The organism is Nocardia thailandica NBRC 100428 (assembly GCF_000308795.1).
Taxonomy (GTDB): domain Bacteria; phylum Actinomycetota; class Actinomycetes; order Mycobacteriales; family Mycobacteriaceae; genus Nocardia; species Nocardia thailandica.
This window is the reverse complement of record NZ_BAGK01000310.1, coordinates 30,221-44,997: the sequence shown is the minus strand read 5'-3', so window position 1 is coordinate 44,997 and position 14,777 is coordinate 30,221. Positions and strand designations below refer to the sequence as shown.

At 66.1% G+C, this 14,777-nt stretch carries 14 protein-coding genes; 5 read left to right on the top strand and 9 right to left on the bottom strand.

The window, feature by feature from the left end; translation table 11 throughout:
• Positions 1–115: 115 nt before the first annotated feature.
• Positions 116–1,024, bottom strand: coding sequence for a hypothetical protein (locus ON36_RS31625; RefSeq protein ID WP_157225125.1), 909 nt, complete (start codon positions 1,022–1,024; stop codon positions 116–118).
• A 154-nt stretch (positions 1,025–1,178) separates the two neighbouring features.
• On the opposite strand from ON36_RS31625, the gene ON36_RS35240 reads away from it, so the two are divergent.
• Positions 1,179–1,781: a hypothetical protein gene (locus ON36_RS35240; RefSeq protein WP_157225124.1), complete on the top strand. Its 603-nt coding sequence runs from the start codon at positions 1,179–1,181 to the stop codon at positions 1,779–1,781.
• 118 nt (positions 1,782–1,899) lie between these two features.
• Here the strand turns inward: ON36_RS35240 and ON36_RS31620 are convergent, their stop codons facing one another.
• Positions 1,900–2,271: a hypothetical protein gene (locus tag ON36_RS31620; protein WP_157225123.1), complete on the bottom strand. Its 372-nt coding sequence runs from the start codon at positions 2,269–2,271 to the stop codon at positions 1,900–1,902.
• Positions 2,272–2,669: 398 nt separating this feature from the next.
• Here ON36_RS31620 and ON36_RS31615 point away from each other — a divergent pair, with 398 nt between their 5' ends.
• Both ON36_RS31615 and ON36_RS35235 read left to right on the top strand, forming a co-directional pair.
• Complete coding sequence (locus tag ON36_RS31615) at positions 2,670–3,332, top strand: hypothetical protein (protein ID WP_157225122.1); 663 nt, start codon at positions 2,670–2,672, stop codon at positions 3,330–3,332.
• A 98-nt stretch (positions 3,333–3,430) separates the two neighbouring features.
• Positions 3,431–3,682, top strand: a complete 252-nt coding sequence (locus tag ON36_RS35235; RefSeq protein ID WP_157225121.1) for a hypothetical protein — start codon at positions 3,431–3,433, stop codon at positions 3,680–3,682.
• Positions 3,683–3,730: 48 nt separating this feature from the next.
• On the opposite strand, the gene ON36_RS31605 is transcribed toward ON36_RS35235, so the two are convergent.
• The gene (locus tag ON36_RS31605) at positions 3,731–4,873 is read right to left on the bottom strand and encodes a hypothetical protein (protein WP_043661470.1); all 1,143 of its coding nucleotides are present in this window, start codon (positions 4,871–4,873) and stop codon (positions 3,731–3,733) included.
• Positions 4,874–6,406: 1,533 nt separating this feature from the next.
• On the opposite strand from ON36_RS31605, the gene ON36_RS31600 reads away from it, so the two are divergent.
• Positions 6,407–6,664, top strand: coding sequence for a DUF8176 domain-containing protein (locus tag ON36_RS31600; RefSeq protein WP_043661468.1), 258 nt, complete (start codon positions 6,407–6,409; stop codon positions 6,662–6,664).
• Positions 6,665–9,243: 2,579 nt separating this feature from the next.
• On the opposite strand, the gene ON36_RS33205 is transcribed toward ON36_RS31600, so the two are convergent.
• The 3 genes from ON36_RS33205 to ON36_RS31585 form a co-directional block, all read right to left on the bottom strand.
• Complete coding sequence (locus ON36_RS33205; RefSeq protein WP_245558286.1) at positions 9,244–9,657, bottom strand: DUF6283 family protein; 414 nt, start codon at positions 9,655–9,657, stop codon at positions 9,244–9,246.
• Positions 9,654–9,920: a hypothetical protein gene (locus ON36_RS31590; RefSeq protein ID WP_043661466.1), complete on the bottom strand. Its 267-nt coding sequence runs from the start codon at positions 9,918–9,920 to the stop codon at positions 9,654–9,656. Before ON36_RS31590 ends, ON36_RS33205 begins: the two co-directional genes overlap by 4 nt.
• Before the next feature lie 401 nt (positions 9,921–10,321).
• The gene (locus ON36_RS31585) at positions 10,322–10,894 is read right to left on the bottom strand and encodes a hypothetical protein (RefSeq protein ID WP_043661463.1); all 573 of its coding nucleotides are present in this window, start codon (positions 10,892–10,894) and stop codon (positions 10,322–10,324) included.
• Positions 10,895–11,045: 151 nt separating this feature from the next.
• Between ON36_RS31585 and ON36_RS35230 the strand changes: the two genes are divergently transcribed.
• Positions 11,046–11,192 (top strand): hypothetical protein, encoded by a 147-nt coding sequence (locus ON36_RS35230; RefSeq protein WP_157225120.1) that lies wholly within the window; start codon positions 11,046–11,048, stop codon positions 11,190–11,192.
• Positions 11,193–11,224: 32 nt separating this feature from the next.
• On the opposite strand, the gene ON36_RS31580 is transcribed toward ON36_RS35230, so the two are convergent.
• Genes ON36_RS31580 through ON36_RS31570 form a run of 3 tightly spaced genes read right to left on the bottom strand, consistent with a single transcriptional unit; the run spans position 11,225 to position 14,777 of the window.
• Positions 11,225–12,073, bottom strand: a complete 849-nt coding sequence (locus tag ON36_RS31580; protein ID WP_043661461.1) for a hypothetical protein — start codon at positions 12,071–12,073, stop codon at positions 11,225–11,227.
• Positions 12,070–12,915: a DUF4913 domain-containing protein gene (locus tag ON36_RS33200; protein ID WP_052314596.1), complete on the bottom strand. Its 846-nt coding sequence runs from the start codon at positions 12,913–12,915 to the stop codon at positions 12,070–12,072. The genes ON36_RS31580 and ON36_RS33200 overlap by 4 nt, the downstream gene beginning before the upstream one ends.
• On the bottom strand, positions 12,912–14,777 hold the full coding sequence (locus ON36_RS31570; protein WP_052314595.1) for a type IV secretory system conjugative DNA transfer family protein: 1,866 nt from the start codon (positions 14,775–14,777) through the stop codon (positions 12,912–12,914). Before ON36_RS31570 ends, ON36_RS33200 begins: the two co-directional genes overlap by 4 nt.

Sequence of the window (14,777 nt, the reverse complement as noted above, 5' to 3'; positions counted from 1 at the left end):
GGGCCGAAAGGAACTGCGGGTTCCTGCCCAGGAAGGAGGCTGGGAATTCGAACCTCGCTGCCCGCACAGCGCCCGGTGGGGCGCTGACAGCCATTGAGCGGGCATGCCCCGACCGTCACTGTGACAGGCTACGGATGTATTCCTCGATTTCCTCGATCCGCGCTTCCACATCCGACAGCAGATACTGATCAGGCGGAACCGGCTCCGTCATCGCCATGAACATTCCGGTGAAAGCGATGGCCGGGGCCGACCACGGCTGAGGATTGCCGGTGCCGAAGGGATCGGAGACTCGCAACCACTCTGCAAGATCAGGAACCGACCCGATGTCAGGAGTGGTGATGCTGCGAAGAACCAAGCCCTCCATCATCGCCGATCCTGTCGCCGCGACCTTGCCGAAAGCCGACTCTCCGTTAGCTGTGGCGCTGAACTCCTCACGCACCCGTCGGCCGACTACGGCACCGACTAGCTCGTAGAACCTTGCCATGCTGGCCACATATTTGGCCTCATTCACGGCTATTGCTTCCTGTAGCCTGGCGCCCAATGGCTCTGCGTAGGACAGCGCCGTCGCCGACAGCGCGATATATGTCCGCCAGTGCTGGCGGCGTACGACGTTGTCGTAGTTAACATTTGCGCCGTTCCTGCACATTTCTATGACGATGGCCCGACGCATAGCCGCATCTTTGAGCAGCTCCGGGTCGGCAGTGAGCGCTTCTCGGAGGGTGCGCAAAGCAGTGTGCAGCGTCTCTGGGTCGTGCACCGAGGGTGCCGACTCTGGATCGCTGGCCAGCTGAAGGAGCAGCTCATCAAGGAACTCTTCGCGGCGTGGCCAGATCCGATAGGCCGCGCTGCGTGCAACTCCAGCTGCCGCCACGATGTAGTCCATGGAGATGTGCTGAAGGCTGACAGTGAGCCCGTTCTCGTGAACGAGATCTCTTGCCGTCGCGAGCATCTCCCTACGTACATCCTCGGCACTCATCCGCCTCGGCCGCTTCGGATCGAGTCCACGCACCACGTTCCTGTCCACTGTTCCACCTCTCAGGATTGGGACAGGCTGTCCCAAAGTATTGCCTGTCCCAAATACCTGTCGTACCCTAGTTGCAGGGTAGGCAAACGACGCGGGACACGCTGGAGGTCACTGCGAACACGACCTACACGCTCCCGTAGTGAGGAGATCTCTCGTGTATCTGCGTATCGAAACCTCAACGACGACCACACCGGAATCGGAGGACGGGAGCGGCAGGTTTCCGCCGGTCGCTACGTTCTCTGGGTCCCATACCCAAGGTGGCGGCCGCGTCAAGCGCCGGGTCGCCGCCGGTCTCGCGGCTCTGGCGGTCAGCACCCTTGGACTGATATCGGCCGCGCACGCAAACGCCGCGGCTGGCGGGTTCAATCCGACCAAGGACCGTTGGAAGGACTGTGATGGCGCGACCTACTGCACTCTGTACTACAGCAAGCAACGTTCAGAAGCGCTCTTCAACGACACCCAGTCCTTAGCATGGGGGGCTGCCCGAGTTGCTGAAACCCTCAGCCCTTTGATCGCTGCAGGCGTCCAGAAGGACCAGGGGACGCTTGACGGGATCGAGTCTGCCGCAAACCAGGCAGTTCACGACGGAGGGTGCCTTCAGTTCCAGTGGCGAAAGGATGGGAAGGGGCGCGGGGTCTGGTCGTCTACAACGCACCCGGGCTACTGCTGGCGTGAGATCCCCAGCAGTTATGTCGACGGCAGCGGCCAGAAGTGGACGTACGACGAAGGTCTGCGCGGGTACGTTCCCAACTACTGACCCGCTCGTGCAGTCGAAATGATGCGGGGCACGGCATTCCTGCCGTGCCCCGCAGTCGCTTCAAGGCAGACGCAGTGCGACGGCCGTTTGATGTTGGTGTTCTGGAAAGCGCCTGCGGCTACAGCAAGATCAGTTGCTCCGATTCCGGATCCCACCAGTGCTTCTGCGGTCCCTGCAGGGCGTCGTCGTACTGCTCTCTCCAGGGCGGCTCGGTTCCATCCACACTGCGGGCCGACACCGGGCACCACCAATTTCGCTCGCCGACAATGACGCCGAAGAGCCCAAGATCAGCCAGAGGGATCGACGGCGCCGACGCGTTCACGAGGTCGCGAGGCACACGCCACTCACGCTCTTCGAGCCAATCCGAGTTCTCGCCCAGCCGGACCGCCCACCGACGCAGCCGTGACGTCGCAAGCTCGTCCATGTCCTCGTCGCGGACATACCAGACCGGACCGCCGCCCGCGGCGAACACCGCTTGCGGGTCGAACATCAACCGGCCGATAGCCACGCCGTCCGATCAGGAACTCCAGCCCCGCCCCTGAGCACTCCGTCATACACACGGCCGGATGATCTGTGAACGTGGGAAACGGATTGATGCTCCCCTGGCGCAGGATCGCGGCCAGGCGCTCGACAGGGCTCATCACCTTAATGTCCTCGGGCACCGAATGGTGCGGCGTACGTTCGCGGGCGACGAGGTGCACCAGGGTGTCGGCCAAATCGGGATGCTCGACCTGACGGAGCCGCGATGGCCTTCGCGATACTGATGAGGTCTCCATGCCCGAGTTCTCGACGCGGCCTGAGCCCCTGTTACATCGCGACGATTACCCGCCGCTTGGCTGTTCGGTCGTGCACGGGTGGTCGCGGTAGCGACCCGATAAGCTCGATACCGTGGCCAAATACTGCGGCTGCGGCAACAAAGCCGACATGCGCTGCGTTCGATGTGGGACGCCGACCTGTACCTATCAGGATCCCGCGCATGAGGTGACGTTCCGCGGTGTCTCGGTTGGCGGCGGGTTCACCGCCGACGCAACCGCATCCCATTGGAGGGGACGTGGAGTGTGCCCGGATTGCGTCCCAGCCCTGGCCGAAGACGAACTGCTCAGGTATGTCTTGCCGGCGGCGGTACCCCCAGGTGAATCAGTCTTCGAGCAGGCGTGCGCCGTCGCGTACCTGAACTACTCCCTGCTAACAATGCAGTTCCCAGCGCGCCGGCTCATTGCCGACGCCGAGCTTTCCTGGTCGGTCAAGGGGTGGCGAGGGCCTCTGTTCGACGCGATGGTCGCACGAGACTTCGCACGTGACTTCGCAGCCGCCGCATCACACCATGGCGCCACCACTCAACAGCTCAAGCTCGGCCTGTTCCGACGAACGGAGGCGTTTCCCATCCGCGTCGTGGGCACCGACAGCGAGGCCCTCATCTTCCTGGTCCCCGTCGACGGCTCCGCACTGTACACCGCCCCAACAACAGTCGAGGGAAAGTTCGGGCAGATATCGCCCGATGCGCCCATGCCGATACCCCCCGGCGCCGCTGTTGCGCTGAGACTGATGTGAACGCTGGTGCGGTGCCATACCACGCGCGCGTCCGCGATGTCGAACGGCCTGCGGCAGCCAGCCGCCGCACTGTCTCATCATGTGCAGAGGAGCTGATCGTGACCACGACCGAAATCGTGCTGGCTGGGGCCATCGCCAGCGGCGCGGGCGGGCTGTGGACGTGGATCCGCCAAGACGGGCTGATCCGCACGGCCGCGGCCTTCATCGCGATCTTCCACCAAGACCCCGTCCGGCGCCGGGATGCGCGCCGGGTGCTGGGCGATGTGTACCTTCGCGGCCGAGCGCCCACCTGCTCGCCGAGCCAGACCGCACCCTGGGCGGGCACCGGCTCTACCCGCAGAACGCGGTGACAGTGCTTCGGGTGATCAAGGCCGCTCAGCGGCTCGGGTTCCTACGATCTAGGGCAGTTCGGCGGATCGAGTGTCCCGCCAGGGAGTGTTGTCGAAGTACCTGATGACCTCGTGTGGCTGCGCGATCAGAGCAGCAAGCTCACGCAACCGCAGGTGATATTCGCCGGGCGGGAGTTCGTCGCCGTCGGCGATGGCACCGTCCACGCGAGCGCGCAGTTGCGGATTGACGTCGGGTAGATAAATTTCCGCGAGTTCGGCGGTCAGGCTCGACAGGGCCTCACGTTCCTGATTACGAGACTCCTCGAACTGCGAGGCGACCTTGCTTGCGCGTTGTATTGCCTCGTCGTCAACAATGCGGCCGCGAATCTGTGCCATGGTGAGGTCCAACTCCGATTCGAAGATCTCGTCTTCGGGGATTCCGGTGGTGTCGGGTCGGCACTGTTGTGCCGCCGCTAGTGCAGCGACGGCTCGCCCCACGGCCTGCTCGCCTGCCTCGGCGGCGGGCAGCGCCGCGGGCGGGAGCGGGATGGTCCGCACATGCACGATCACCGTCGCGTCGATTGCCAGTGAGATCGACCCGGGTGACTCATGGGTGTTGACGTAGCGCACCGCCCGCGCGCCAAGGTCAGTCAGCGCCGTCATCGGCACCTCTCCGAACCATGTGCTCAATTCGCCACGGACTCCTGGCGCCAGATCGGACGCACCGAGTTGGATCTGGACCTGATGAAGCCAGTACCGATCTGTGGGCGAGGGCTGATCCCGCATGCGTCGCAGCATGTTCTCGACTGCTGCGGCATAGGTTCCCAGATGAAGGGCCAGCGAGGTTCGTCCCTCGATTGCGCTCTCGTGCTCGGAGGGCGATAGCAAGGAGCGCTTGATCATCGCCGCGATGTCACTCCGATACCTCGGAGACGGCCAGTCCTGGTATGGACTGGTGTGGTACCAGAGGTGCCGGGCCACCTGATCATCGTGACAGTCGATGTCATCGAGGTCGCGAAGGGCAGGGCATGCTGCGGAGATGTCGATGCTGTCCCCGCACTCACACACAGGGTATGACTCCTCGTCCCCGCCGCATTGCTGTTCATACTCGGCGGCCGTGACCTCGACGCGTCGACCGCAGTCGCAGTCGAACCAATAGCTGAAATTGAACTCGAAACCAGCAGGATGCTCAGCCGATACACCGGAACTCACCAGCGCAGTGTACGAACCCGGCCCGCACACGCTCGTGCGCAACGCGCAGCCGCGTTGAACGGTTGAAGCGAATCTACGAGGGACCGGGCTCGGAGCTGACCGCTTGCAAGATCGCCGGATCGTGTGCCGAAATCGACCGCAGCCTCCCGATAGTCGGCGGGGTCAAGGGCGTAGTCACCACCGACACCGACTACTGGCCCGCCGGCATCGTCCGCCTGGACTGTGGCCTCGGCTTCGAGGTGGACCCGAACCGTCGCGGCCATCCGAACTCGGATCCGGCTCGATCACCGACGTCGCGCCGGGCTGCCGTGGCGGAGAGTTCCTGCGGCGTCCTTGACCGACCACAGCGGCTGAAACCTAAGGCCGGGACTCAGTTTCCCGGCCTCCGCACCAATCGACCCAGACAAGCGAATGGGATACACCAGATGTCCACCACCACCAAAGCCCTCGTGTTCACCCGCATCGTCTTCGCTGGGATCGTCGTCGGGATGGCCGCAGGCCGACGGCTCCGCAGGACGCTGCCTACCTGGGCTATGCCCGGGCATGGGGCCTGCCCCGGGACCCGCTTGCATGCCGATCCCTCCAGGCGCGGCTGTTGCGCTGAGACTGATGTGACCGCCGGCTCCCAATTCCTCACCCGACGATGTTCCAGATTTCCCGCAGATGATCTCGCGCTGCGGGAGAAAGTGGCTGACTGGACTTGACGGCCTGTCGCGCAACTACCTCCAGCGCCTGCAGCAAGTCGTCCCGGATCTCGGTGAACCTTCTGGGGCATTCGGGTGGTTGTCTACGAGACTGGCGATTTGAAGCCCGATCCCGGCTGCTTCGACTGAGAGTCATATTGCCGGACGACGAGCGGCCAATAAATCAGGCTGTCGCCGGCATCTGCCTCGACAACCCGTCTGAGGTGACCGTGCTGCTGCGCGAGTTGCAGGCTGTCGGGGGCGGACGAGCAGACCCAGGCACTGCTCGACCGCGACCCCGCCAAGCGTGTTCCCCTCAACCACCCTCTCGCGGTGACCTGGCTTCTCCACCAGCTTCGGGAGGTCGGCGCGCAGCATCAGAGTTCGGTGCTGATCAGACGATGCGCGGCTGCGGGGCCGTTCAAGGTGTACAGCGCAATGTGCCTGGTGCGCGGGAAGAGTTCCGCTTCGGTCCGGAACCGGCCAATGAACTCATTCCAGCTGCCTCATGGTCATGGACCGACCTCGACTGACAGGTTCCGTAGGCAAGTTCGACCGACCTGCCCACCCACCGCCACTCCCCCGTTGGGACGGACGTCATCTCATCTCCAGCGACAATCCCGGCCACCGGGTCGAGCCGTCTCGTGGGCTATTCGGTGTCGTTCGAGCCGATGTCGTGGTTGACGGCGCATGCGGGCTTCGAGGGCGGTGAGGAGGTCGTCGAGGTCGCGGCCGACGTCGTGGGCGCGGTGGCGTGCGGCAGTCTCAGGTCGGTTCAGGCGCTTCCTTCGCGAAAGGGTTTCGGCGGCCTCTCTACAATCCCAGGTCGACTACGACTACTACGTCCCGGGTGGCCGAGGCCGACCACGCAGTCATCACCGACTCGGCTGATGTGTCGACCCGAAGCCAGTTGCAGGCCGGGATCGACAGCCTCCCGGCCGGCACCCGCTACTGCCTCACCACCACCCCGACCAGCACCGACACCTACGAGGTGCCGATACGCGATCAATGGCCCAGCAAAGGCCCGGAACTGCTGGCAACCATGACCTTCACCACCACAGCCCTTCCCGACGGCAGCCACCGCATCAGTGCAATCCGCCCAGCATGACCTCCCGCTTCCGGCTCGGCGCCAGACCATCCCCAAAGGACCCGCAGAGCGCATCTCGACAGGCCAGCACATGGCATCACGGCCCCGCCGCCTTCGACACCAGCCGCCCAACCTCGGCCGCCTCTGCTAGGTGCTCAACGGCGCCCAACTGTTTGAGGTCGTAGGCCTGGCGCACAGCTGCCCTGCGGATGCCTGTGTTGTCCGTGTCCTGCCGGTTGAAGGGCCCACGGTGGTGCGCCGCCAAGGCAGCGGGCCCTTCTCTACCGGCGGACGCGACGGGCGGGCAACCGTCCGTGCGCCACGTACCATCTGCGGTTCCGGTGTCCGGGGTGATGATCCAGGACCTCTGTCTAAGCGCCGTCTTTGCGAAGTCGCCTACCGTGGACCTGCTTACGACACTTCTCACCACAGTATTTCCGCGGTCGTCCCCGACCACTCTGGGACAGCTCCGAACCACACTTGGCACAGAACCGGACCCCTGCCACCACATCGCCACGCACGTACGCCAGGATCTTTCTCCTGAATTCGGGGTAGTGGTCGAGGTTGCGCGTGACCCGGATAGCGCCGTAATGCACTTCCCGCGCCGCCGCCATCGTCTCGGGATCCGCGCTGGCGAATGCCTCACTGCACCGTCGCACCACCTCGACCGCGGACCTCTTATACCGATCCTCGTGACAGAGGTGAGCCATTTCGGGGCTCTGCGCGAGTTCTTCGATGGCATTGAGGATTTCGGGCTGCAGTAGCAGGCGCACTGCCGCGCCGTCTCCTGGTCGCAGCCATCCCTGCAACGGCTCATCGCTGACTTGCTGAACCAGCACGGTGTTCGCGACCCGACTGCTCAGGGCGTCGCTACGACGACGACCACGGCCGCTCATCGATCTGCCCGTTCGGAGTTGGCATTGGTCCGCAAGCGAGCGTGCTCGGGTCGCGTCGAGACGCGCAAGCATCGGCCGACAACGTCTCCCACGAGTTCCACAACCTTCGGCACATCCTCTCTGCGGGCACGTAGCAGCGCGATCCCAACGACCACCGCGATCGTTGCCCACCCGCCACCGACCACGACTGCCAACCCCGTCGAAATGGACACTCGGCACCTCCAGACGAAGAAAGCCCCCGCACGTGCGGGGGCTTCTGGACACGAAAAAAGCCCCGGTCCGCCGAGACCAGGGCTTCATCGGGCACACCTGTGCCCGATCGCGGCTGATATTACTCAGCGACGCGACAACAGTCAATTACGCGCGTTTCTGCTGGTAGAGCCGTCGACATGACCAGCGTCGACAGCTCACCTCCTGCCCGGTTTTCGTCCGGATGTCGGTGATAAGACGGTGCAGCAGACGACGTGCACAACCTCGCCATCGATGCGGGTGTCCGGCCACTTTCACGAGAAAGTCACCCTGGCGCGATGGGTGTTCCAGTCTTTGGTTCTGTCTCGAAGTGAGTAGTGCAGGTTCGACCGAAGCTGTTGCCCGCGTTGGCGTCGAGCCGCGGTCGTCGCTGCGTCCGGTGTCGATGGCTCATGCAGGAACGCCGACAAGCCCCGAGTGGACATCAACCCACGGTCTCGTCGGCGAGCCAACCGAGGTCCCAGCCGCCCCCGAGCGTGGCCCGAGCACTCCGCAGTAGAGGAACACGTCGGCCACTGCGTGATCCGGACGCTCCCTACGACGAGTCAGCCCGCCACTCCGGGCCCGCCTCCCTCATCCATTTGCCGACCGCGGCTCGCCGGGCGTTCCAGGCGTTGACCGCCGCAGCGCCCCACAGCGATTCGAGTGCCGCGCCGAGCAGCAGGACCTTGGCTGGCCGGTCCCCGCCCCAGGTTGGCCAGCTCGGTCAGCGACCTACTCACCTGGGGCACTCGTGCTTCGGCGTTATCGATCACCACCAACAACTCGGTCACGACCTGCCCGAGCACCGGCAGTCCTTCGGGCGGTGTCGACGGCCGGGTCGAGCCACAGCACCGACCGCCGCTGTGCGGCGAGTTCGGTACCGAGCCGACGAGCGAGGTTGTCAGCAGCGGCTATCAACCCCTTTGGGCAGCAGCCCGACTACAGGCTCGGCGGCGTTCAGGTGAGGGTGTGGTGGAGGTAGATGTGGCCGGGGTGCGGGTCGCTTCGGGCGAACACGGTGGCGAAGCGGTGTACCGCGGCGACCGGGCAGGCGCGGGCGCACCGGTGGCGGGCAGCTCGACTTAGAGGCAGGGAGTCAACCACGACCGTGGCGTCGTCGAGGCGGATATCGCGTTGACGTAGCCCGGCGATGGTGTCCCAGAGCTCAGCCAGGTCACGACCAGGTGCAGAGCGAGTGAGCGGCCAGGGAGTCGAGTCGGGCGCGGGCAGCACTGGTAGCCCGTGAGCGATCCCCACGACACGAACTGCAGCCACTCACGCTCGTTTCACCGCTCAGCCGAATGACGCGGTTGAGGTTGTCCTTGAGCTCGGCCGCGCCCCGATCGCCGCCGGTGTGCTGTGTGCCGGTGTCGGTCACCGCTGTGCCTCGGAAAGGTCGGTGCGGGCGCGGGCGATCTTGGCGGCCAGGCGCTGCGCGGCCGGGCCCGGGTTGTCGATCTCGGCCATCCCGTGCTAGGCGGCTTCGGCGCCGGAGGCAAACAACGGCACCCGTGACCGGTAGGTCTCGCACGCTTGCGCGGTCTCGGCGCTGATGCGGCCGTCGAACACGGCCACGCGCAGGGCGAGTAGGTGGGGTTGGTGACAGCCCACCCATCCTCCGCACAGCCGCGCTGTGGCGGCATCACTGTCGTGGAGGTGGCATTGGAACAGCTTGCCCGGCTGCTCGGCGGTGTCGTTGTCGTAGGCGCGCAGCTTCGCGTACTCCTCGGCCGCCCACACCCCGCTAGGGACATCGCGGCGGTACGGGCAACCCCCGCAGGGCTGCACGGCCGGCGGTCCCATCCGGCCGCGGTCTCCCCGGTCGGTGGTCTCGGCGGCGGGGGCTCTGGACTGGCCAGTGTGGTTGGGTTGGTCGTTGCTGGTCATCGCGGCGCCGATGGGTGGTCGGGTCCGACGAGCATGAAGTACCATCCGGTGTTGGCGGGGTCGTCGCGCAGGTAGGTGACCGGCTCGATATCGGTGGCCTCGCTGAGGTAGTAGCAGGCGCCGTCGCCGAGGACGATGCGGTCGCTCTCGATGCGGTCGACGGTGGTCGGGGTGGTCTTCTTGACACTGTAGTCGCGGCTTGATCGATGCAGCTCGAATACGGTGGTGCCTGGTACAGCCCAGGCTGCGGGCGGCGTGCTCATTTCAGTTCCTTATCGGACGTTGTTTGCTGACGAGCGGATGTCCCCGTGCCTCGGCAGCTGCGCGGTTCATCCACGATGATCGATCACGGCCGCGGCTATTCCTAGTATGTGCGCTTCGGGCCGAGGCGGTCGGGCGGTACATCGTTCGTGCTTCTGCTGGTCTCCCTGTGGTGTGAGCACGTTCGCATCCGGCGGGAGATCGGCGTCGCGCTGCGGTCGCTGGTGCGGCCCTCGTATCGCGCCTCCCACGCGGCGTTAGGCAGGGCCGGGCTGTGATTGTCGAGCCAGCGGCAACCGCGCAGGTCTGAAGTCCTAACTAGGCAGGACCTTCCTGGGGCCCTCGCTGGCGGCGGGCTTCGATCGATGGTGAATGCGATCCCCGGCGTAGGCGAAACGCCGCGCTACAGATCGGCCACAAGATCATGCCCATTGGAAGGGGCTGCGAGCAGGTCGTCAAGAGATTGATTGAGCACTGCACCCTCGGTTTCCTGGTGCAGGAAGGGCTCGGGCAGTGCCGCGACAACAGCGTGCTCGATCTCCGCGCCAGGAGCAGTGCCAGAGGTCGGCGAAAGCAACGCCAAGGCTTCCTGGGCACGGCGCAGGAGAGTGGCGGGGTCAAACGGCGTGGGCTCGGGCAACCGACAGGAAGCGTTGGCGGTGCGCCGAAGGTTGGCGAGGGAGCTGCGGACGCTGGCTGCGATGTGAGGGCTGGTGTAGTCGCGCCAGCGAACCTCGACATCGTCGGGGTTCTGGACCGAGAGTGCTTGGACTCGTTGCGCGAGATCAGCGTCGGTGATTGTTGTGGCGCGCCGGAACTGGGCGGGTTTCATGCCGATCGCTTCTGCGGTCGTGGTGATCCGGGTGCGGAGTGCGTTCATGTTGCGGTGCAGTTGTTCGTCGGCGACCGGGTCCGGGCGGCCGGGGTAGCCAGACTGGGCGAGGAGGTGTTGGCGCACGGCAGCGGTGGCGGCCATGTCGGCCAGGCGTGCGGTGTCGGTAGACCCGCTGGGCCGAGCGGCGTGTGCTGGCCCGGCGAGGTAGCTGGCGCAGGACGGTGTCTGGTCGCCAGTCCTTCTCTGCGGTGCCTGCATCGCGCGCCTGAGTCACCCACAGCGCGGGAACACCGTGGGAGGTGGCGACGATCTCGGCGACGCTGCGTTCCCGCTCAAGCGCTTCGAGCTGCGTGGAGTAGCCGGTCTCGCGGCGGGCGAGCGCGACGCGGCGGGCAAGCCCGTGCACGACGGCCAGCAGCTCGGCCTGCGTGCCAGGTAGGTCGGCGACGATGTGGACTGGCGGCGGCCGGGTCATAGTCCCGTGCTCGTGTCGAGGTCGTGCTGACGGATCTGCGGCAGAACGGTCTGCTCTGGTTGGTGTTCGAGGGTGGCGAAGTTTGGTGGCAGGGCGGCGGCGATCGCATCGTCGATGGCGGCCCCGAGGTTCCGGTGGCTCAGGGCATGGTCGACGACCAGGTCGGCCAGCTGCTCAGCGTCAGGGACACCGGTGACGGGCGTGATCCCGGCATCGGCGAGAGCGGTAGCCTCTCGGCGGACGAGGCTGGTGTCGGAGTTAGCCATTTCGTGCCAGCGTTCCCGCAGGTCGGTGACGGGCAGGTCTGCGGTGGCGGTGGCTGCGATGTCGAGGAGGCGGGTTCCTCCCCACAGCTTCTCGGCCTCGGCGGGATCGAGTTGCAAAAGGCCGTCCACAAGGGCGATTCGTTGAGTGGCCAGCCGCTGGTTGCGTTCGATGGCGTGGGTGGTGCCGATTTCGGAGGCGGCGCGGACGGGGTCGCGGTGGCGGTAGTGGGCGTGCACACCGATACCGACGGCCAGGACACATGCCTCGCCGTCGAGTCGGTGCAGCAGCGCGTCACGATCCACGGGTTCGGCGGGTCGCAGGAACGCGCCGGCGCGCCATCGCATGCCTTTCTGGCCGCGTTCGCGGACGTGGTCGATCCATTCCATGGGTATGCCGCCGGCGAGTGCGGCTGTGGCCAGGGCGTGGTGTTGGGCGGCGCGGTTGTCGTAGCTGCGGTGCCACGCGGTCGAGGGGGTGCCGCCGTGGTCGGCTTGGCGGGTGAGCATGGTGTGCAGGGACGCGGCCTGGTTCTGCAACGCCGAGAGCACTTTGCGCTGCTGCGGTGTCGGTTTGCTCATGGCAGGTCCCCGGACAGGGCTCGGAAGTCGGATCCGAACCCGAGCAGTGCGGGTGGGATGGTTTCGCCGGGCAGGTTGAACCAGTTGGCGGGGACCGGCGCCCAGGGCAGGCCGGGGGCGTCGATGTGGAGTTCGGGGGTGCATCGGTGCAGGGGCCCGTTGGCGGCGTCGAGCAGGTAGCGCATGGTCGGGTCGATGTATCGGGTGAACAACCCCGACATGGCCATCTTGTCCTCGGCGGTGACGGCGGCTTCGAAGCAGGCGTGTAGCCCGGCCATCCGTATGCACATGCCTTGGTGGCGCCACCATTGCCGGCACCACGTGTATTGGCCTTCGCGGTTGTTGGCCGCGATCCGCACCGCGATCACCGGCAGCAGCCAGTCCTGCACGAACAGGCTGAAATGCGTGAACTGGCGCTGCGGTGCGCGCTCGGCGGCGGGTTTGATGTCGAACCAGCCCTCCGGGATCGGGTCCATCGACAGTGAGGGGGTGGGTTGGTGGTGGGCGCGGGTGCAGCGGTGCAGGGGTCCGTTGGCGGCGTCGAGGATGGTGTGCAGGTGAGGGTCGAGGTGGGTGAGCAGCAGGCTGGTCAGGCTGGAGCCGGTCTTGGAACGCCGCATCGCTTCGAACGCGGTGTGCAAATGGGCGAACCGGACCGCGACTGGACGATGGGCCCACCACTGCACGCACCAGGTGTAGGTCTGTTCCCGGTTAGCCTCGGCCAGGCGGACGCTGATGGTGGGCAGCAGCCACTGCTGCACGAACGGCACGAAACCGGTGAACTGTGGCGGCACCTGCCTGCCCTTCCCGGACCCGGCCGCGGCGCTGGTCGGGGTCGTCATGACCGCACTGACGCGTCGCCGTGGTCATCGTTGGATTTCGCGAGCAAGCTGGGTGTGTCCTCGAACGCCGCGTTCGAAGCCCGGATGGTGGGTGCGAGGTCGGTGTCGGTCCAGGGGATCTTGCGGACCACGACCGGGCCGTGGCCGGGGAGTCGGATGAGGGCGCGGTCTTTGGGCAGGGCGGCGAGTTTGGCGGCGTCGAGGATGTCTTCGGCGCGCCAGGACAGGGTGCGCTGGGCGCCTTGGCCGCCGTAGCTGCGGGAGCGGTCGGCGACGTCGTGCTGGCCGGTCATCGCGGTCCAGTGGGCGAGGTAGTCGGTGGCCGCGATCGAGCCGCCGTAGACCTCGATGCTTTGGGCGCGCATGATCTTCAACCCGTTCGCCCCCCACAGGTCCTCGCCTTGTTCCACGACCTGCAGGATCGTGAACAGGATGATCCCGGCGCCGGCGGCGTAGGTGTAGTAAGAGGGTAGTTCGGCGATGCGGGCGCAGTTGGCGGCCTCGTCGAGCACGCACAGCAGCGGCACCGCCAGACGCCCATCGACCCGGGCCCGAGCCGCGGCGAGCCCGGCTTCGAGCACCTGCCCGACCAGTGCTGCGGTCAGCGGCGTCGCCCCGTCCGGCCCGGCCTGCGACAGCGCATACAACGTGTCGGTCGAGGTCACGAACTCGGACGGATTGAACTCCGGCAGGTCATGCGACGCCGCCGACGCCACATCCACCTCGACGGCTACACCGAAAGTGCGGTGGGCTGTGGAGGTTTCGAATGCACGGATGGTCTTGCGTCGCGGTGGGGTGACCAGCGCCGCGTAGCTCTCGTCGGACAACGTGTTGAGGAAGCGGCGGGCCATGTCGTAGAGGCCGTCGCGCTGGCGTGCGTAGAGGGCTTGGGCTTCCAGGATCCTGGCTGCGGGGCGTAGCTGCCCGTAGTGGCGCAGGATCAGCGCGGGTGTGGGGTCCTGGTCGCGGCCCAGCCACTCGGCCACATGATGCAGGTCCCCACCCACGCACGCGGCAGCGAACAGGTGCAGCGCGAGCAGTTCTTTGGCGCCGCCGTCGAAGTAGCTGTCGGATTTGGCATTCGCGGCCTGGCTCGCCGATCCCGACTCCCCCGACACGAAGAAGCCCGCCAGCTTGCGGCCGGCGGCCAGGGTGGTGATCTGGTCGAGCAGGTTCACCCAGAACCCACTTTCGCGGTGCCCGGTCACGGCCTGCAGATCCGACAGCCACACCCGCCCGGCGCCTTCGCGACCGAGCACGGTGGCACGGTAGAGGTCGGGTTTGTTACTGGTCGCCAGACACGGTCCCCAGGCGGTCAGCACGGCGGGTACAGCCCAGGCAACGGTCTTGCCGGTGCGCTGGCCTGCGGTGGCGACCACGCTCATCTCCGCCGGCACATGCAAGGCGACATCACCGATCACCGTGCGCCCCAGCAACGGGCCGGGGTTCAAGCGGGCGGCTTCGGGGGCGTCTTTGAGCAGGCGCTGGTTCTCACGCAGGTTGTCGGCGACCCGGGCCATGCGGATCTTGCTCGGGCGCTGCATGGTCCTTGCGGCGGCGTCGATCTCACGATCGGTGACAAGCTTCGGGTACGCCCACACCACGGTCCCGCCTCCGACCGCGAGGACTCCGATCGCGATAAGGGTCGAGGGCCAAGGCCAGTACCGGTCGCCCGCGATCACCGCGAGCAGGCCGGTAAACGGGTTCCACGTCATCGGCTGCCCGACCATCGCGCTGCCGAGCTTCAGAGCCGCCCACAGGGCGACGACGACCGCGATGATCGCGAGAACAACGAGCAGCAGCGAGGTTTCCTCGCCCAGACCGCCGGTGGTGCGGCGCCGGGCTTCGCGAGAAGAGAACAT